Raw genomic sequence first — 17016 nt, forward strand, 5'->3', positions numbered from 1 at the left:
GCTTACTTAGGTAGGTGCTATTTCTTTTTGACTTTTCTCTTAATTTTAATTTGGAAGTCTCTTTAAATTTTGGTATAATGGTGTCATGTTGTATAGTCATAATGAAACAGAGCTTGAGGCTTATGGCGAAGCTTTCGCTAAAAGTCTGCGGGCTGGTGATATTATCGTTTTGACAGGTGATTTGGGAGCTGGAAAGACCACGCTAACAAAAGGCATAGCTAGAGGGCTAGGTGTTAGGCAGATGGTGAAAAGTCCGACTTATACCATTGTTCGTGAGTATGAGGGCAGGTTTCCGCTCTATCACTTGGATGTTTACCGTATCGGTGACGATCCAGATTCGATTGACCTTGATACCTTTTTGTATGGAGAGGGTGTCACTGTTATCGAGTGGGGTGAGCTGTTAGATGATGCGCTTTTAGGCGATTATTTAGAAATTATCCTTGAGCGTAAAGACGATGGACGCACGCTTAGATTTAAAGCACACGGCGAGCGTTCTCAAGCGATTATAGACGATATCCATGAAAGAAGCTAAAGAAGTTATTGTAAAAGTGGCTGAGCCAAGTGATGCTGATGCACTTGTTAAATTGCTAGAGTGCGTGCGTCTTGAGTCTGACTTTATCACAGAAGATAGTCAAGACCAGCTGACTAAAAATGAGATGGAAGCATTTATCAGCTCAAGTCAGCTTCACGACAATTGTTTGTGTTTACTGGTGATGTTGGAGGATGAAGCGATAGCAGTGCTCAATGTCGCAGGAAAGCAAGACTACAGCGTCAGCCATATCGGCGATATTTTTCTAGCGGTGAAAAAGTCCTACTGGGGCTGTGGTCTGGGGCAGCTACTTTTAGCAGAAGCGATTGACTGGGCAGAGCACAGCGGTGTGATAAGGCGCTTAGAGTTGACCGTGCAAAAGCGTAATCAAGCGGCGCTTCACATCTACCAAAAGCATGGCTTTTTGCTAGAAGGTATAAAAAAACGTGGGGCAAGAGCCCAGACAGGTGACTTTTTAGACGTCTGTATGATGAGTAAAATGATCGAAGGTAACTAAAGAAACGAAGATGAGTATCGGAAAGAAGATTTTAATAATGCTTGTCACGATTTTTGTGACAACGGTGATTGCGATTGGGGCTTATGCCACCTCTGCTTACTTTTTCTCAGCCAATGAGTTTTCAAAAACCTTTAAAAACTACAAAAATATCAAGTCTGACAATACGACCATCAAGGAAAACAAACCCATTTCGATTCTCCTTATGGGGGTAGATACAGGGACTTATAACCGTACAGACACTTGGTCGGGAAATAGTGATACCATGATTGTTGTCACCATTAATCCTAAGACCAAAAAGACGACTATGACCAGTCTTGAGCGTGATATTTATGTCAATCTGACTGGTCCAGAAGACAATGACATGAACGGTGTTGCTGCAAAACTCAACGCTGCCTACGCTTCTGGTGGCGCTGAGATGGCACTGATGACGGTCAATAAACTTCTCAATATGAATATTGACTACTACATGCAGATGAACATGCAAGGGCTTGTTGACTTGGTCAATGCCGTTGGTGGTATCACCGTAACCAATAACTTTGATTTCCCAATCTCTATTGCTGAAAATGAGCCCGATTATACGGCGACAGTAGAGCCTGGAACTCATAAAATCAATGGTGACCAAGCCCTTGTCTACGCTCGTATGCGCTACGACGACCCAGAGGGTGACTATGGACGTCAGAAGCGTCAGCGTGAGGTTATCCAAAAAGTGATGAAGAAGATTTTGTCACTCGATAGTGTCGCTTCTTATCGTAAGATTTTATCAGCGGTCAGCAAGAACATGCAGACCAATATCGAGATTAACTCCAGCACCATTCCAAGTCTCTTAGGCTATTCGGACGCTCTTTCAAACATCAAGTCTTATCAGCTAAAAGGTGACGGTCAAGAGATCAACGGTGTGTCTTATCAGATTGTAAGTAATGACCACCTGCTCAAGATTCAAAATAACATCAAAAAAGCGCTTGGTAAGAAAACATCCAAGACTCTTACCACAACGGCGATTACCTATGAAGATTACTATGGTCTGTCATCGTCAGGTGATAGCACGGATTACAATCAATCTTATGGTTCTTACTCAGGTTATGATACAGGTGGAGGAGCTTCGACCTATAGTAACTACAGTAGTCAAAACACCTACGGTACCTATTCAGATACAGGAACGGCAAGCAGTGCCTACTCTGGTCAGACCTATGATACCGGCACACAAAACTCTTATTACAATTATGGGCAGTAAAAAAATTCTGAGGATTTCCTCAGAGTTTTTCTTGTTATTGAGTGAGTTCTTTAATGTGATCAAGTCTTGTGTTGATTTCTGTTAATCTTGGTGCGGTTTCTTGCTGGAAGAGACGCCATTTTTCTTTGCTCTCTTGGCTCAGCTGTTTGATGAGCTCTGTTTGGTTTTGGATGATTTGGATGTTTTTTTGGATATTATCCATAGAAGCGGCTGCTGTTGTTATCTCATCTTTACCAAATTGGAGCAGTGCTCGGATACGGTAGCGGTTTTTGTAAGTCAGATAAGTCGCAAGACCAGCCGTTGCGACGAGTCCTAAGGTGATGGCTTGACGTTTTTTCATACGCTCATCTCCTTTTGGATGGTTTCAGCGAGCTTAGCTAATGCTTCAAAGTCAGGCTCATGCTCTGTGTAGGAAATAGCGAGCCCGTCATTGTCACCGTAGCGTGGGACAAGATGGATATGAGCGTGAAAGACTGTTTGTCCAGCGATTTCTTCGTTATTAGCGATGATGTTCATGCCAGCAGCGCCAGTTGCTTTTTTGAGGGCACGTGCAATCTTAGGGACACGTGAGAAGACAGTGCTTGCAGCGTCTTCGTCCATCTCAAGGACATTTCGCACATGCTGTTTTGGAATGACTAGTGTGTGTCCTTTGGTGGTTTGAGAAATATCTAAAAAGGCTAAAACCTCATCGTCTTCATACACTTTAGAAGAAGGAATGTCTCCAGAGACAATACGACAAAAAATACAATTATCCATAAAAGTACCCTTTCTATCCGTCTTTTTGTTATAATACTTACTATAAGTATAACAAAGTTAGAGAGAAATCGCATGTTAAAACTCGAAAATGTTACTGGCGGATATGTCAATATCCCCGTGTTAAAAAAGGTCTCTTTTGAGGTCGCTAACGGTGAGTTGGTAGGTCTCATTGGGCTAAATGGTGCTGGAAAGTCAACGACGATTAAGGAAATTATCGGTCTTTTGACGCCTTATCAAGGCAAGATTAGGATTGATGGTGAGACGATTGAGGCAAACCAAGCGAGCTACCGCAAAAAGATTGGCTACATCCCTGAGACGCCTAGTCTCTATGAGGAGTTGACCCTTCGTGAGCATATTGAGACGGTGGCTATGGCTTATGATATTCCCGTCAAAGGAGCCCTGGAGCGTAGCGAGAAGCTATTAGAGCTCTTTCGTCTTAAGGACAAGCTTGATTGGTTTCCAACGCATTTTTCAAAGGGGATGAAGCAAAAGGTCATGATTATTTGTGCCTTTATCATCCAGCCGAGTTTGCTGATTGTGGATGAGCCCTTCTTAGGGCTTGACCCGCTGGCGATTACAGACTTGATTGCTCTTTTGGAGGAGGAAAAGCAGAAGGGGACGTCGATTCTTATGAGTACGCATGTGCTGGATTCGGCAGAGAAGATGTGTGATCGCTTTGTCATTTTGCACCATGGCGAGGTTTTAGCAGATGGGACACTGGCTGATTTGCGTCAGCAATTTCACATGGAAAACGCTAGTCTCAATGACATTTACATGCTACTAACAAAAGAGGTCTAGGATGAGAGAACTATTTGATAAGAGGCGACGCACCTTTACCAATCAGGTGCTGAAGTATTTGCGCTATGTTTTTAATGACCATTTTGTCCTAGCTCTCATGTTCTTGCTTGGGTTTGTTTTGCTACAATACAGCCAATTGCTAGCGCATTTTCCAAAAGACACCTGGGTCGTGTGGCTAGTTATGATTTTGGTGATACTCGTCCTTTTAGGTTTTGGAAGCATTGCGACTTATTTGGAGAGTGCTGACCAGCAGTTTTTATTGCCAAAAGAAGAGGCAGTCCTTGCGCAAATCAAGCGTGCAAAGACCAGAGCTTACAGTGTATGGGTGAGTGTGCAGACTATTGTTCTTATTATCTTAGCACCGATTTTTCTAAAGCTCGGTTTTGCGCCTTTGAGTTTTGTGCTCATGCTTGTGATTCTAGCTTTTGTCAAGTGGTTTATCATGGACTATAAAGCAAAAAAATGGGTGCAAGCTGGCAAGTTAGACTGGGAGCGTGCTATTTTTGATGAGGAGAGACGCAAGCAATCTCTCTTGAAGTTCTTTGCCCTGTTTACAACAGTCAAGGGTATCTCCACCTCGGTTAAGCGCCGTAAATTCTTAGACGGTGTACTCAAGCTCCTACAAAAGAAAAAACTCTGGTCCAACCTCTATGTGAGGGCGTTCCTACGCAGTGGTGACTATTTTTCCCTTTTTGTGCGTCTATTTGCGCTAGCTGTGTTGTCTCTGCTCTTTATTAGCAACCGCTTTTTAGCAGCAGGTCTGGCTCTCGTTTTTAACTATCTCTTGCTCTTTCAGCTCTTAGCACTCTATAGCCATTATGATTACCAATACCTCATCAAACTCTATCCGATTGGAAATCAAGAAAAAAAGCAGGATCTCAAGCAGTTTTTACGTGTGCTTGCTTATCTTATGACAGCTGTCGAGCTGGTATTGACCTTTAATCTTCAAGCTAGCCTCTTACTTGTGCTTGTGATGGTTGTCTTAGTTGAGGGCTATCTTTCTTACAAGATACGGAAGATGATTGACTAAGTGCTTAAAAACAAGTAAAATGGTGATAGAAATCAAGTCATCTAGAAAGGAGAAGCCTGTGGCTAATTCAGAACAAGAGCTTACCCTCACGCCTTTACGTGGCAAGAGTGGCAAGGCTTATATTGGACAATATCCTAATGGAGAGCGTATCTTTGTCAAGTTAAATACCACTCCGATTTTACCTGCCCTTGCAAAAGAACAAATCGCTCCGCAACTTTTGTGGGCAAGACGTACCGCAAATGGTGATATGATGAGTGCGCAGGAGTGGTTGGATGGACGGATTTTGACACGTGAGGACATGACCAGTAAACAAGTCATGCAAATCCTAGTGCGCCTGCACAAGTCAAGACCCTTAGTCAACCAACTCTTACAGTTGGACTATAAAATTGAAAATCCCTATGATTTATTAGTGTCTTGGGAGAAAAATGCTGCGCTGCAAATCCGTGAAAATACTTATCTGCAAAGCGTTGTCAAGGATCTTCGCCGTAGTCTCCCTGAGTTCAATTCAGATATTGCAACCATTGTCCACGGTGACATTAAAAACAGCAACTGGATTATCACAACGAGTGGGCTGATTTATCTGGTGGATTGGGATTCTGTACGCTTGACCGATCGGATGTATGATGTGGCCTATCTCCTTAGTCACTACATCCCTAGAAATCGTTGGCATGAGTGGCTAAAAGGCTATGGCTACAAGGATAATGAGAAGGTCCGCCGTAAAATCAATTGGTTTGGGCAGTTCTCTTATCTCAATCAGATTACCACATGTTTTGACCAACGTGATATGGAGTATGTCAACCAAGAAATCTATGGTTTACGTAAATTTAGAGAAATGATGACAAAAGAAGATGCGAGTTAGACGACGTAAAGGTGCCGAGGAACACCTAGCAAACCATCCTCAGTTTGTAGTTTCAAAACCAGAAGACGCCAAAGGACATTGGCAGGAGCTTTTTGGTAATAACAACCCCATCCACATCGAGGTTGGCTCAGGAAAAGGTGCTTTTATCACAGGAATGGCAAAGCAAAACCCTGATATCAACTATATCGGCATTGACCTGCAGCCGTCTGTGCTTAGCTATGCGCTTGATAAAGTGATTGCAAGTGATTGTCCCAATGTCAAGCTGCTCTTAGTAGACGGCTCTAGCTTGACTGATTATTTTGAAAATGGCGAAGTGGATCTGATGTATCTGAACTTTAGCGACCCTTGGCCTAAAAAACGTCATGAAAAACGTCGCTTGACCTACAAGACTTTTTTGGACACTTATCAGCAGATTTTGCCTGAAAAGGGTGAGATTCACTTTAAGACGGATAATCGTGGTCTGTTTGAGTACAGTCTTGCTAGCATGTCCCAGTACGGCATGACCATCAAGCAGGTTTGGCTAGATTTGCATGCTAGTGACTTTGAGGGAAATGTCATGACAGAGTACGAAGAGAAATTTTCAAACAAAGGTCAGGTGATCTACAGGGTTGAAGTTTCTTTCAATTCATGATACAATAAATGGAGTTTATGTCTACCATAGACTTCTTATGTGGAGAGGTCGCATAGAGGCCGAGTGCGCACGCTTGGAAAGCGTGTAGTCCTTAACGGGGCTCGGGGGTTCGAATCCCCTCCTCTCCTTTTAATGTGTTGATATATCAAGGGTTTAGAGTGTTTCACCCGCTTTTCATCCGTTAAATTTCAAGTTTTTGAAAAATCTCTTTGACTATATAAGAGTGATTGGTACAGTTTTACCAGTCACTCTTTTTATGACGTTATGTTCAAGCTAATTATCTAATAGAGCTTCCTCTCCTTTGAGTTTAGGACTTGTCTTATAGTCAAGTCTGTGGTATAATGACTATAAAGTAGTACTAGAATAGGAGGGGCGGAGTTGATGACTTCGCCTCTTATCTTGTACGAAAAGTGCCAAAGCACAAGTTGAATAAATAGCTTAGAAAGCTCTGTCTTTCTAAGGCTAGAGAGTAAGGAGGGGATGAGTATCGCAGCAGCAGATATTATTGCCATTGTCACAGAGACTGTGAGTCCTGTGATCAAGGCACCATTTGAGTTGGTGGATGTCGAGTATGGAAAGCTTGGCGGTGATTATGTGTTAAGTATTTTGGTGGATAAGCCAGAAGGGATCACCGTTGAGGATACGGCGGATTTGACTGAGGTCATCAGCCCACTACTTGATACTATAAAGCCAGATCCATTTCCAGAGCAGTACATGCTAGAGATTTCAAGTCCTGGTTTAGAGCGTCCGTTAAAGACCAAAGAAAGCTTACAAAATGCTGTTGGCTCTTATGTCAATATCAGCCTTTATCAAGCTATTGATAAGGTCAAGGTGTTTGAGGGAGACTTGGTTGCTTTTGATGGGGATGAGCTGACGCTAAACTATAAGGACAAGACACGTACAAAAACCGTTACGATTCCCTATCAGACGGTAGCCAAAGCCCGCTTAGCTGTTAAACTTTAAGAAAGGAAATTTCTTGTTAAGCAAGAAGAAGACATTATGAGCAAAGAAATGCTAGAAGCCTTCCGCGTTTTGGAAGAAGAAAAACACATCAATAAAGCTGACATCATCGATGCTGTGACTGAGTCCCTAAAAGCGGCTTATAAGCGTCGTTATGGACAGTCTGAAAGCTGTGCCATTGAGTTTGATGAAAAGACAGGTGACTTTAAAGTCTTTACCGTTCGTGAGGTTGTAGACGAAGTTTTTGATAGTCGCTTGGAAATTAGCTTAAAAGATGCTCTTAAGATTAGCTCAGCTTATGAGTTGGGAGACAAGATTCGCTTTGAAGAGTCTGTCAATGAATTTGGGCGTGTCGCAGCACAATCCGCTAAACAGACCATCATGGAAAAAATGCGCCGTCAAATGCGTGAAATTACCTACAATGAATACAAAGAGCATGAAGGTGAAATCATGACAGGAACGGTTGAACGTTTTGACCAACGCTTTATCTATGTCAATCTCGGCTCACTTGAGGCGCAATTGTCTCACCAAGACCAAATTGCTGGTGAGCGCTTCAAATCGCATGACATGATTGATGTTTATGTCTACAAGGTTGAAAACAACCCTAAAGGGGTCAATGTTTTTGTAAGCCGTAGCCACCCAGAGTTCATCAAGCGCATTATGGAGCGTGAAATTCCAGAAGTGTTTGATGGCACAGTTGAGATTATGAGTGTGGCTCGTGAGGCTGGAGACCGTACAAAGGTTGCTGTTCGTAGCCACAATCCAAATGTTGACGCTATCGGGACAATCGTTGGTCGTGGTGGCAGCAACATCAAAAAAGTGGTCAGCAACTTCCATCCAAAACGCATCGATCCAAAGACAGGCGTTGAAATTCCTGTTGAGGAAAATATCGATGTCATCCAGTGGGTAGAAGATCCAGCTGAATTCATCTACAATGCCATTGCACCAGCTGAGGTGGATATGGTCTTGTTTGATGACGAGGATAGCAAGCGTGCTACTGTTGTCGTTCCAGACAACAAACTTTCTCTTGCTATTGGACGCCGTGGGCAAAATGTCCGCTTGGCAGCACATCTGACAGGCTATCGTATCGACATCAAGTCAGCTAGTGAATACGAAAAGATTGAAGCTGAAAAAGCTAAAGCCATCGAAGAAGCAGCTCTTGAAGCTAGCGATAGCTTAGCAGAGGATTTGGCTGAAAATATCGCAGAATTGGCAGAAGATTTGACCAGTCAAGAAGCTCAAGAAACAAGTGATGAGCAAGAGACTGCAGCAGAATAAAACAGAAATAGAGGTGTTTCATGGCTAAAACAAGAAAAATACCTTTACGCAAGTCAGTTGTGTCAGGGGAGGTCATTGACAAGCGTGACCTTCTGCGTATCGTCAAAAACAAAGACGGTGAGGTTTTCATTGACCCGACTGGCAAACAAAATGGTCGTGGAGCTTATATCAAGTTAGATAATAGCGAGGCTGCTTTGGCTAAGAAAAACAAGGTCTTTAATCGCAGTTTTTCCATGGATGTACCAGATAGTTTTTATGATGAATTGATTGCTTATGTCGATCATAAAGTCAAAAGAAGAGAGCTCGGTCTTGACTAGTGTAGAAAAATTGTGCAATCTGATTGGTCTAGCGCAGCGTGCAGGCTGTCTTGTCTCTGGCGAAGAGCAGGTGATTAAAGCCATCCAAACACAAAAAGCGCAGCTTGTCTTTTTAGCGAGTGACGCTAAGAGCAATCTGACCAAGAAGATAACAGATAAAGGTAAATATTATCAAATAGAAGTCTCCACAGTGTTAACAACATTGCAATTAAGCGCTTCTGTTGGCAAGGCTCGCAAGGTTCTTGCCATTACAGACGCTGGATTTTCAAAGAAAATGAGGACTCTTATGAACGAATAGAATAGGAGGACATAATTTGTCAAAGAAGAGATTATACGAAATCGCAAAAGAAGTCGGCAAGCCTAGTAAGGAAATTGTCGCTTATGCTCAATCACTGGGGTTAGAGGTGAAAAGCCACTCCTCTAGTGTCGAAGAGAGCGATGCTAAACGTATTGTAGCGAATTTTTCAGCTCCTAAAAAAGTTGAAAAAGCTCCACAAAAGACAAATGACAAGAACGTCGTAGCAAAACCAGCTGCTGAGCGTAAGGAAGCGCCTAAGGCGCAAAAAGTACAGTCAGCACCAGCTACGCAAGCAAAACCGCAAAGCCGTAACTTTAAGGCTGAGCGTGAAGCAAAGGCACGTGAGCAAGAGCAACGTCGCCAAAATAATCGCAGAAACGTCCGCAAGGCTGATAGAGGTGAGCGTCGTGATAATCGCAACCAAAAATCATCTCAAAACCGCAACAATCGTCCGCAAAACGGACAAAATCGCTTTGCAAACAACCGTCAAGCGGATAATCGTGCCAATAAACAGTCTGGTGGTCGCATTGACTTTAAGGCAAGAGCTGCGGCGCTCAAGGCAGAGCAAAATGCAGAGTATTCTCGTATGAGCGAGGAGCGTTTCCACAAGGAACAAGAAGCCAAAGCCAACCGCCAAAAAGAAGAAGCTCTGGCTAAAAAAGCTAAGAGCGAAGCTAAAGTTCAAGAAGAAGCGAAAAAAGCCAAACAAGCCCCAGCGGCTAAAGTGGCTGTTGCTCAAGAGCCAGCCAAAGAAGCGGTTGACACAAGACGTAAAAAACAAAACCGTCCCGATAAAAGTCGTGATTACAATCGTGACAACGAGGACGGACCAAAACAAACAAAAAATAAGAGAAGTTGGAATAGTCAGAACCAAGTGAGAAATCAACGAAATAGTAACTGGAATCCTAAGAAAAACAAAAAAGGCAAGAACAATCGTAATAGCGCTCCAAAACCAGTCACAGAGCGTAAGTTCCATGAATTGCCAAAAGAATTTGAGTACACAGAAGGCATGACTGTTGCCGAAATCGCAAAACGTATCAAACGTGAACCTGCTGAGATTGTTAAAAAACTCTTTATGATGGGTGTGATGGCAACGCAAAACCAATCACTAGATGGTGATACCATTGAGCTTTTGATGGTGGATTATGGTATTGAGGCACATGCCAAGGTAGAAGTGGATGAAGCCGATATCGAGCGCTTCTTTGTTGATGACGATTACCTCAACAAAGATAAACTCGAGGAGCGTCCACCAGTTGTTACCATCATGGGTCACGTCGACCACGGTAAGACAACTCTTCTAGATACGCTGCGTAATTCACGTGTGGCAACAGGTGAAGCTGGTGGTATCACTCAGCATATCGGAGCTTATCAGATCGAAGCAGATGGCAAGAAGATTACCTTCCTTGATACACCAGGGCATGCTGCCTTTACAAGTATGCGTGCACGTGGTGCTTCTGTCACTGATATTACTATCTTGATTGTTGCAGCAGACGACGGTGTTATGCCACAAACCATCGAAGCCATCAACCACTCAAAAGCAGCTGGTGTCCCAATCATCGTTGCTATCAATAAAATTGATAAGCCAGGAGCTAATCCTGAGCGTGTTATCGGTGAATTGGCAGAGCACGGTGTCATCTCAACAGCTTGGGGTGGCGATAGCGAGTTTGTCGAAATCTCTGCTAAATTTGGACAAAACATCGATGAGCTTTTAGAGACCGTTCTTTTGGTTGCTGAGATGGAAGAGCTAAAAGCAGACCCTACGGTTCGTGCTATCGGTACTGTTATCGAAGCACGCCTTGACAAAGGAAAAGGGGCTGTTGCGACCCTTCTTGTACAGCAAGGTACCTTGCATGTCCAAGACCCAATCGTTGTCGGCAATACCTTTGGTCGTGTCCGTGCCATGGTCAATGACCTTGGACGTCGTGTTAAGGTCGCTGGACCATCAACACCAGTCTCTATCACAGGGCTCAATGAAGCGCCTATGGCAGGAGACCACTTTGCGGTTTATGCAGATGAAAAAGCTGCTCGTGCTGCCGGTGAAGAACGTGCTAAACGTGCCCTTCTCAAACAACGTCAAATGACACACCGTGTCAGCCTTGAAAACCTCTTTGATACCCTCAAAGCTGGTGAAGTCAAGTCTGTTAACGTCATCATCAAAGCAGATGTGCAAGGTTCTGTCGAAGCCTTGGCTGCGTCTCTTCTTAAGATTGATGTTGAAGGTGTCAAGGTCAATGTCGTTCACTCTGCCGTTGGTGCCATCAACGAATCAGACGTGACACTTGCGGAAGCCTCTAACGCTGTCATCATCGGATTTAACGTCCGTCCGACACCGCAAGCTCGCCAGCAAGCAGATAGCGACGATGTTGAGATTCGCTTGCACTCTATCATCTACAAGGTCATCGAAGAAGTCGAAGACGCTATGAAGGGTATGCTTGACCCTGAATTTGAAGAAAAAATCATCGGTGAAGCAATTGTCCGTGAAACCTTCAAAGTCTCTAAAGTGGGTACTATCGGAGGCTTCATGGTGACAAGTGGTAAGGTAACTAGAGATTCTAGCGTTCGTGTCATCCGTGATGGTGTCGTTATCTACGATGGTAAACTGGCTAGTCTGAAACACTTCAAAGACGACGTTAAAGAAATCGGCAATGCCCAAGAGGGTGGTCTTATGATTGAAGGCTACAACGACATCAAGGTTGATGACGTGATTGAAGCCTACATCATGGAAGAAATCGACCGTCGCTAATTCCATAAGCTAGTTTTTTAGAAGATAGAGAGGACTATTATGGCAAATTCATTTCGTGTTGATCGTGTCGGTATGGAAATTAAGCGTGAAGTGAACGAGATTTTGCAGAAAAAAGTCCGTGATCCACGTGTGCAAAATGTCACGATAACAGACGTTCAAATGCTGGGGGATTTGTCCATGGCTAAGGTGTTCTACACCGTCATGAGCGACCTGGCATCTGACAATGAAAAAGCCCAAATCGGACTTGAAAAAGCAACAGGTACTATCAAACGTGAGCTTGGAAAGAACTTATCCATGTATAAGATTCCAGACTTGACCTTTATCAAGGACGAGTCTATCGCTTACGGCAATAAGATTGACCAGATGTTGCGTGATTTGGACGCTAAAAAATAAAGCAAAAACCAGTTTGACTTGTCAAACTGGTTTTTTGATGACCTTTTAGGACGAAAATGCGACCATTTAGGAAATCGGATTAACATGTAACCGTTTTTGTGATATACTTAAACTAACAAAAAGGTACAATTATTTGGTTTTTAAAAAGGAAAAGAGGTGTTTCTTATGCGTAACATGCTAAGATTTATAGGAATTGTCGTTCTTTCTGCCCTGCTTATGTTTGCTCTTGGGAGCTTTTATCACTTTTCTGTGACGAAAAATCTGCTTCTTATAGCATGGAGTCTGATGTTTTATCTAACAGCCTTTTTAGCCGTCTATAAGCACTCAAAAGAAGTGCTATCAGCAAAAGAATACGCTAGACAGTTTTGGCTCTTTGCCAAGTACACCAGCCTAGTGCCTATCATGATTGTCCTTGTCCTTTTGTATGACCTTTTGACAAGTGGCGTGTCATCTTTCATGGTTTATTTTTATGGCTATATTGTCATTACCTACTATGCCATTGGTGCGATTTTGTCACTAGGTAGACTCGTGTCTGTTGAAAAATCAATCAACCATAAACTCAAAATGCTATTTATGAAAAAGGGTCATTCTTAATGGTCTAGAGAGGAGATTACTATGAAAAATCCAAGAAATCTTACCATATCCTTACTTGTTTCCATTGGTTTTGTCATTGCTGCTATCCATAATTACTACTCAAAACCTTTGAGTCCGTTCTTATTTGTTTGCAACACCATTGGCTTTGTAGGCTTTTCAACACTTATAGTAGTGTTTATCAAGCAGCTGATTGACATCAAAAGAAAAAGTTGAGGTGTGTCATGAAAGGTATCAAAAGCTTTATTCTGCCTCTTTGTTTCTTCGTTGGCTTTGTTTTGGTAATTGTGTGGAGTTGCATGAGGCATTTTCATCCGCTATTGATTGCTTTTAATGGCTGTGTTTTTCTGGTCTTTTCCCTCCTTATAGTTGTTCACACACGGAGGATGTTGGACAGTGATAGAAAGAGTTGAGGTGTGTTATGAAAACGAAAAAGGAAAGAGAACTTCTCCTCACAGAGAGCTATAACGTGATACTGGATGAGAGGACAAGCGAGAAAGAGCGCAAGCTCCTTCTGGCGTTTAACCATAGTGTCGAGTCTGGGAAGGACTTTGAAGTCGCTTGTCGTGAGCTGAAGTCAGCTCTTGAGAGATTAGCTCTTCAACAGCTGGCTCAAAAAGAAAAGCTGAGCGTTGGAGTCAGTCAGCTCTATCACAAGCTGTCGTCTTCTTCCTTGAGAGAAAATCTGGAAAAGGGCTTTGCCATGAGCACCATGTCTATACGTGATTGGTATTAGAAAGGAATAGTTTGTGGATTTAGATCATTTATTTACCAGTGATGAGGAGTTGATGGTGATTTTGTCCATCATTGCTGACTTGGGACTAAAGGATGCTTGGCTGGCTGCTGGGACGCTTCGCAACTATGTCTGGAACTCCCTCTCTGGTAAAAATGGGTTAGAGGAAATGTCTGATGTTGACGTGGTCTTTTTTGACCCAGAGCTGTCCTACGAGGCGTCTTGTCAGATAGAGCATGACTTGCAGAAATGCTTTCCAAACTATCAGTGGGAGCTGAAAAATCAAGTCTACATGCACATCCACAGTCCAAACACACTTCCTTACACCAGTGCTTGCGATGCTGTTTCTAAGTACCCAGAGCGTTGCACAGCCATTGCTGCAAGGCTCAAAGAGGATAAAATGGAGCTGTTTCTTCCCTATGGAGATGAGGACATTGTGAATTTTATCGTTCGTCCAACGCCACACTTTACAGAAGATAGCGCTCGGATGGAGACTTACCGCAAGCGACAGCAGAAAAAAGACTGGCAAACTAAGTGGAAAACCCTGCAGATTATGGACATATAGATAACTTCTTGTCAAAAGAAGCTATTTTTTTAGATTTTATTGTTGACAAATGTAGACGAATGATTTATAATAAATCTACAAACGTAAACGAAAGGAGTCAGTGATGACCATATCAAATGCCGAATGGGACATTATGCGAGTGGTTTGGGCACAAGAGCGTGTCACAAGCTCTGCTATTCTCACTATTTTAAACCAAAAGTTGCAATGGACGTCCTCTACCATCAAGACGCTGCTCAAGCGCCTAGTGGATAAGGGTTATCTAGCGACAGAGAAAGTCGGCAAGGGCTTTGTTTACTCAGCCTTAATTTCTGAGCAGGAAGCCATTTATCATCAGGTCGATGAGCTTTTTGATAAGTTTTGTCCGACCAAGCACTTGGATATTATCCGTCATGTCATCACACGAACTGATATGACACTAGACGATATAGAGCAGTTGCAAGAGCTTCTTGAAGCCAAAAAAGCAACTGCAGTTGATGAGGTGACTTGTACCTGTATTCCTGGGCAATGCACCTGTAAAGAACACTTAGAACTGGAGGCATCACATGGCTGAAAAAGAAGATGTATTTTTGATTGAAGGGATGACTTGTGCGTCTTGTGCACTAACGATAGAAAAAGCGGTTAATAAACTGGACAATGTGGACAATGCCGTCGTCAACCTTACTACAGAAAAGATGACCGTTGACTACCAAGGTGGCGAAGCAACTGAAGAAGCCATCAAAAAGGCAGTCGCAGACGCAGGTTACTCTGCTAGTATCTTTGACCCTGAGACGAGTAGCTCGCAGGCTGAGCGCCAAGACAAGGCAACCAGCAACATGTGGCACCAGTTTCTCTGGTCGGCGGTCTTTGCAGTACCGCTTCTCTACATCTCTATGGGGAGCATGATGGGGCTTTGGGTGCCAGATTTTCTATCTCCACACCACGCTCCGATGACCTTTGCGGTGGTGCAGTTGATTTTGACACTTCCTGTTATGTACTTTGGTCGTCGCTTTTATGTCAATGGGCTTCGCTCCCTCTTTAAGGGACATCCGAACATGGATTCGTTGGTTGCGATTGCTACCTTGGCAGCCTTTATCTACAGCCTTTATGGCATGTATCATATCGGACTTGGTCACGCCCACCACGCTCACGACCTCTACTTTGAGTCTGTGGCGGTTATCCTAACCCTCATCACTCTTGGGAAATATTTTGAAACCTTATCGAAAGGGCGCACCTCTGACGCCATTAAAAAACTCTTAACCTTGTCTGCTAAGGAAGCAACGGTTATCCGTGATGGTGTGGAAGCGTCTATCCCGATTGACCAAGTAGTTGTTGGTGACATCATCCTTGTCAAACCTGGGGAAAAAATCCCTGTTGACGGTGTGGTTATCTCTGGGCATTCTGCCATTGATGAGTCTATGCTGACAGGTGAGTCTATCCCTGTTGAAAAGACTGTGGACAGCCAAGTCTACGGCGCTTCCATCAATGGACAAGGCTCTCTGAAAATCCGTGCTGAAAAAGTTGGAGACGAAACCCTCCTCTCACAAATCATCAAACTGGTTGAGGATGCGCAACAAACCAAGGCGCCAATCGCTAAGATTGCGGACCGTGTGTCTGGTGTCTTTGTACCGATTGTTATTGGGATTGCTCTTGTGACAGGTATCTTCTGGTACTTTGCTATGGGTGAGAGCTTTGTCTTTGCCCTCAAGACTGCCATTGCTGTCCTTGTTATTGCCTGCCCATGTGCGCTAGGTCTTGCCACTCCGACAGCTATCATGGTTGGTACTGGACGTGCCGCTGAAAATGGTATCCTCTTCAAACGTGGTGATACGCTTGAAAATGCCCACCACGTGGACACTATCGTCTTTGACAAGACAGGTACTATCACTCAAGGAAAACCAGAAGTTGTTAATATGACAACCTTTGGTGTGGATGCGGATGACTTGCTAGCTCAAGTGGCTTCTATCGAGAAACTCTCAGAGCACCCACTCAGCCAAGCCATTGTGGAAAAAGCGTCTGAAAAAGGACTTGACCTCCACACTGTGGATAACTTCATGTCTCTGACAGGTCTTGGCTTGCAAGCGGATATTGCAGGACGCACCCTCTATGTCGGCAATGATAAACTCATGGCGGACAAAGCGATTGATGTCGCACCAGCCACAGAAGCTGTGCACACAGCAGCTGAGCTTGGTCAAACCCCTATCTATGTGGGACAAGACGGCAAGGTTCTTGCTGTGATTGCTCTAGCTGACCAAGTCAAGGCAGACAGTAAAGAAACTGTGGATAAACTCCACAGCCTAGGACTCAATGTTGTTATGTTAACAGGTGATAACAGCAAGACCGCAAAAGCCATTGCCAAACAAGTCGGTATCGACCAAGTCATCAGTGATGTGCTTCCTGACCAAAAGGCGCAAGCTATTCTTGACCTCAAAGACAAAGGACGCAATGTCGCTATGGTCGGGGACGGTATCAATGACGCCCCTGCCCTTGCAAGTAGTGACGTCGGTATTGCCATGGGGTCTGGGACTGATATTGCTATCGAGTCTGCGGACATTATCCTCATGAAGCCTGAGCTCTCTGATGTGGTAAAAAGTTTGACAATTAGTCGTTTGACGATTAAAATTATTAAAGAGAATCTCTTTTGGGCATTTATCTATAACGTCCTTGCTATCCCAGTAGCTATGGGTGTGCTTCACTTGTTTGGTGGACCACTCCTCAATCCAATGCTAGCAGGACTTGCTATGGGCTTTAGCTCTGTGTCTGTTATCCTAAATGCTCTACGTCTAAAGGTCATGAAATTATCATAAAGGA

Annotated in this window: 20 protein-coding genes, 1 tRNA gene and 2 pseudogenes; 21 read left to right on the top strand and 2 right to left on the bottom strand. The window is 43.6% G+C overall.

What is annotated here, in order from left to right; translation table 11 throughout:
* Positions 1 to 85: 85 nt before the first annotated feature.
* Genes tsaE through brpA form a run of 3 tightly spaced genes read left to right on the top strand, consistent with a single transcriptional unit; the run spans position 86 to position 2277 of the window.
* Positions 86 to 532 carry a tRNA (adenosine(37)-N6)-threonylcarbamoyltransferase complex ATPase subunit type 1 TsaE gene (tsaE, locus tag G5B60_RS02005; protein WP_164682339.1) on the top strand — a complete coding sequence of 149 codons (447 nt, stop codon included), beginning with the start codon at positions 86 to 88 and terminating at the stop codon, positions 530 to 532.
* Positions 519 to 1046, top strand: coding sequence for a GNAT family N-acetyltransferase (locus G5B60_RS02010; protein WP_164682340.1), 528 nt, complete (start codon positions 519 to 521; stop codon positions 1044 to 1046). The genes tsaE and G5B60_RS02010 overlap by 14 nt, the downstream gene beginning before the upstream one ends.
* Positions 1047 to 1056: 10 nt before the next feature.
* Positions 1057 to 2277 carry a biofilm formation/cell division transcriptional regulator BrpA gene (brpA, locus tag G5B60_RS02015; protein WP_164682341.1) on the top strand — a complete coding sequence of 407 codons (1221 nt, stop codon included), beginning with the start codon at positions 1057 to 1059 and terminating at the stop codon, positions 2275 to 2277.
* A gap of 34 nt (positions 2278 to 2311) precedes the next feature.
* Here brpA and G5B60_RS02020 read toward each other — a convergent pair whose 3' ends face one another.
* Complete coding sequence (locus G5B60_RS02020; protein WP_164682342.1) at positions 2312 to 2617, bottom strand: hypothetical protein; 306 nt, start codon at positions 2615 to 2617, stop codon at positions 2312 to 2314.
* Complete coding sequence (locus G5B60_RS02025; protein WP_164682343.1) at positions 2614 to 3033, bottom strand: HIT family protein; 420 nt, start codon at positions 3031 to 3033, stop codon at positions 2614 to 2616. Before G5B60_RS02025 ends, G5B60_RS02020 begins: the two co-directional genes overlap by 4 nt.
* A gap of 72 nt (positions 3034 to 3105) precedes the next feature.
* On the opposite strand from G5B60_RS02025, the gene G5B60_RS02030 reads away from it, so the two are divergent.
* The 18 genes and pseudogenes from G5B60_RS02030 (at position 3106) to G5B60_RS02110 (ending at position 17012) form a co-directional block, all read left to right on the top strand.
* A complete protein-coding gene (locus tag G5B60_RS02030; RefSeq protein ID WP_164682344.1) occupies positions 3106 to 3831 on the top strand; it encodes an ABC transporter ATP-binding protein in 726 nt (241 codons plus the stop codon).
* A 1-nt stretch (position 3832) separates the two neighbouring features.
* Complete coding sequence (locus G5B60_RS02035; protein WP_164682345.1) at positions 3833 to 4861, top strand: ABC transporter permease; 1029 nt, start codon at positions 3833 to 3835, stop codon at positions 4859 to 4861.
* Between the two features lie 58 nt (positions 4862 to 4919).
* Complete coding sequence (ccrZ, locus tag G5B60_RS02040) at positions 4920 to 5720, top strand: cell cycle regulator CcrZ (protein ID WP_115268365.1); 801 nt, start codon at positions 4920 to 4922, stop codon at positions 5718 to 5720.
* Positions 5710 to 6351 carry a tRNA (guanosine(46)-N7)-methyltransferase TrmB gene (gene trmB / locus G5B60_RS02045; protein ID WP_164682346.1) on the top strand — a complete coding sequence of 214 codons (642 nt, stop codon included), beginning with the start codon at positions 5710 to 5712 and terminating at the stop codon, positions 6349 to 6351. The genes ccrZ and trmB overlap by 11 nt, the downstream gene beginning before the upstream one ends.
* 41 nt (positions 6352 to 6392) lie before the next feature.
* Positions 6393 to 6479, top strand: a tRNA-Ser gene (locus G5B60_RS02050).
* 352 nt (positions 6480 to 6831) lie between these two features.
* A complete protein-coding gene (rimP, locus tag G5B60_RS02055) occupies positions 6832 to 7314 on the top strand; it encodes a ribosome maturation factor RimP (RefSeq protein ID WP_164682347.1) in 483 nt (160 codons plus the stop codon).
* Positions 7315 to 7350: 36 nt separating this feature from the next.
* Positions 7351 to 8589 carry a transcription termination factor NusA gene (gene nusA, locus G5B60_RS02060; protein ID WP_164682348.1) on the top strand — a complete coding sequence of 413 codons (1239 nt, stop codon included), beginning with the start codon at positions 7351 to 7353 and terminating at the stop codon, positions 8587 to 8589.
* A 20-nt stretch (positions 8590 to 8609) separates the two neighbouring features.
* Complete coding sequence (rnpM, locus tag G5B60_RS02065; protein WP_115268373.1) at positions 8610 to 8906, top strand: RNase P modulator RnpM; 297 nt, start codon at positions 8610 to 8612, stop codon at positions 8904 to 8906.
* Complete coding sequence (locus tag G5B60_RS02070; protein ID WP_115268375.1) at positions 8899 to 9204, top strand: YlxQ-related RNA-binding protein; 306 nt, start codon at positions 8899 to 8901, stop codon at positions 9202 to 9204. Before rnpM ends, G5B60_RS02070 begins: the two co-directional genes overlap by 8 nt.
* Positions 9205 to 9220: 16 nt before the next feature.
* A pseudogene (locus tag G5B60_RS11720) lies at positions 9221 to 9383 on the top strand (translation initiation factor IF-2 N-terminal domain-containing protein); the annotation flags it as partial.
* Positions 9384 to 9493: 110 nt separating this feature from the next.
* A pseudogene (gene infB, locus G5B60_RS02075) lies at positions 9494 to 11947 on the top strand (translation initiation factor IF-2); the annotation flags it as partial.
* Positions 11948 to 11986: 39 nt separating this feature from the next.
* Positions 11987 to 12340, top strand: a complete 354-nt coding sequence (rbfA, locus tag G5B60_RS02080; RefSeq protein ID WP_115268380.1) for a 30S ribosome-binding factor RbfA — start codon at positions 11987 to 11989, stop codon at positions 12338 to 12340.
* A gap of 165 nt (positions 12341 to 12505) precedes the next feature.
* A complete protein-coding gene (locus tag G5B60_RS02085; RefSeq protein ID WP_164682350.1) occupies positions 12506 to 12934 on the top strand; it encodes a hypothetical protein in 429 nt (142 codons plus the stop codon).
* 21 nt (positions 12935 to 12955) lie between these two features.
* Positions 12956 to 13147, top strand: a complete 192-nt coding sequence (locus tag G5B60_RS02090; protein ID WP_164682029.1) for a hypothetical protein — start codon at positions 12956 to 12958, stop codon at positions 13145 to 13147.
* 205 nt (positions 13148 to 13352) lie between these two features.
* A complete protein-coding gene (locus G5B60_RS02095) occupies positions 13353 to 13667 on the top strand; it encodes a bacteriocin immunity protein (protein ID WP_164682351.1) in 315 nt (104 codons plus the stop codon).
* A gap of 13 nt (positions 13668 to 13680) precedes the next feature.
* On the top strand, positions 13681 to 14229 hold the full coding sequence (locus G5B60_RS02100) for a nucleotidyltransferase family protein (protein WP_241154467.1): 549 nt from the start codon (positions 13681 to 13683) through the stop codon (positions 14227 to 14229).
* 103 nt (positions 14230 to 14332) lie between these two features.
* Positions 14333 to 14779: a CopY/TcrY family copper transport repressor gene (locus G5B60_RS02105; protein ID WP_115268394.1), complete on the top strand. Its 447-nt coding sequence runs from the start codon at positions 14333 to 14335 to the stop codon at positions 14777 to 14779.
* Positions 14772 to 17012, top strand: a complete 2241-nt coding sequence (locus tag G5B60_RS02110) for a heavy metal translocating P-type ATPase (protein WP_164682352.1) — start codon at positions 14772 to 14774, stop codon at positions 17010 to 17012. The genes G5B60_RS02105 and G5B60_RS02110 overlap by 8 nt, the downstream gene beginning before the upstream one ends.
* The last annotated feature ends 4 nt before the right edge of the window (positions 17013 to 17016 follow it).

The organism is Streptococcus hyointestinalis, assembly GCF_011039275.1.
Lineage (GTDB): Bacteria > Bacillota > Bacilli > Lactobacillales > Streptococcaceae > Streptococcus > Streptococcus hyointestinalis_A.

What these genes read in the sequence shown, in the direction of transcription:
- G5B60_RS02105 (WP_115268394.1), top strand. Translation starts at nt 14,333, where the DNA reads ATGACCATATCAAATGCCGAATGGGACATTATGCGAGTGGTTTGGGCA.
- G5B60_RS02030 (WP_164682344.1), top strand. Translation starts at nt 3,106, where the DNA reads ATGTTAAAACTCGAAAATGTTACTGGCGGATATGTCAATATCCCCGTG.
- brpA (WP_164682341.1), top strand. Translation starts at nt 1,057, where the DNA reads ATGAGTATCGGAAAGAAGATTTTAATAATGCTTGTCACGATTTTTGTG.
- rimP (WP_164682347.1), top strand. Translation starts at nt 6,832, where the DNA reads ATGAGTATCGCAGCAGCAGATATTATTGCCATTGTCACAGAGACTGTG.
- G5B60_RS02095 (WP_164682351.1), top strand. Translation starts at nt 13,353, where the DNA reads ATGAAAACGAAAAAGGAAAGAGAACTTCTCCTCACAGAGAGCTATAAC.
- G5B60_RS02010 (WP_164682340.1), top strand. Translation starts at nt 519, where the DNA reads ATGAAAGAAGCTAAAGAAGTTATTGTAAAAGTGGCTGAGCCAAGTGAT.
- G5B60_RS02110 (WP_164682352.1), top strand. Translation starts at nt 14,772, where the DNA reads ATGGCTGAAAAAGAAGATGTATTTTTGATTGAAGGGATGACTTGTGCG.
- rnpM (WP_115268373.1), top strand. Translation starts at nt 8,610, where the DNA reads ATGGCTAAAACAAGAAAAATACCTTTACGCAAGTCAGTTGTGTCAGGG.
- G5B60_RS02035 (WP_164682345.1), top strand. Translation starts at nt 3,833, where the DNA reads ATGAGAGAACTATTTGATAAGAGGCGACGCACCTTTACCAATCAGGTG.
- trmB (WP_164682346.1), top strand. Translation starts at nt 5,710, where the DNA reads ATGCGAGTTAGACGACGTAAAGGTGCCGAGGAACACCTAGCAAACCAT.
- G5B60_RS02090 (WP_164682029.1), top strand. Translation starts at nt 12,956, where the DNA reads ATGAAAAATCCAAGAAATCTTACCATATCCTTACTTGTTTCCATTGGT.
- nusA (WP_164682348.1), top strand. Translation starts at nt 7,351, where the DNA reads ATGAGCAAAGAAATGCTAGAAGCCTTCCGCGTTTTGGAAGAAGAAAAA.
- G5B60_RS02020 (WP_164682342.1), bottom strand. Translation starts at nt 2,617, where the DNA reads ATGAAAAAACGTCAAGCCATCACCTTAGGACTCGTCGCAACGGCTGGT.
- tsaE (WP_164682339.1), top strand. Translation starts at nt 86, where the DNA reads ATGTTGTATAGTCATAATGAAACAGAGCTTGAGGCTTATGGCGAAGCT.
- rbfA (WP_115268380.1), top strand. Translation starts at nt 11,987, where the DNA reads ATGGCAAATTCATTTCGTGTTGATCGTGTCGGTATGGAAATTAAGCGT.
- G5B60_RS02085 (WP_164682350.1), top strand. Translation starts at nt 12,506, where the DNA reads ATGCGTAACATGCTAAGATTTATAGGAATTGTCGTTCTTTCTGCCCTG.
- G5B60_RS02025 (WP_164682343.1), bottom strand. Translation starts at nt 3,033, where the DNA reads ATGGATAATTGTATTTTTTGTCGTATTGTCTCTGGAGACATTCCTTCT.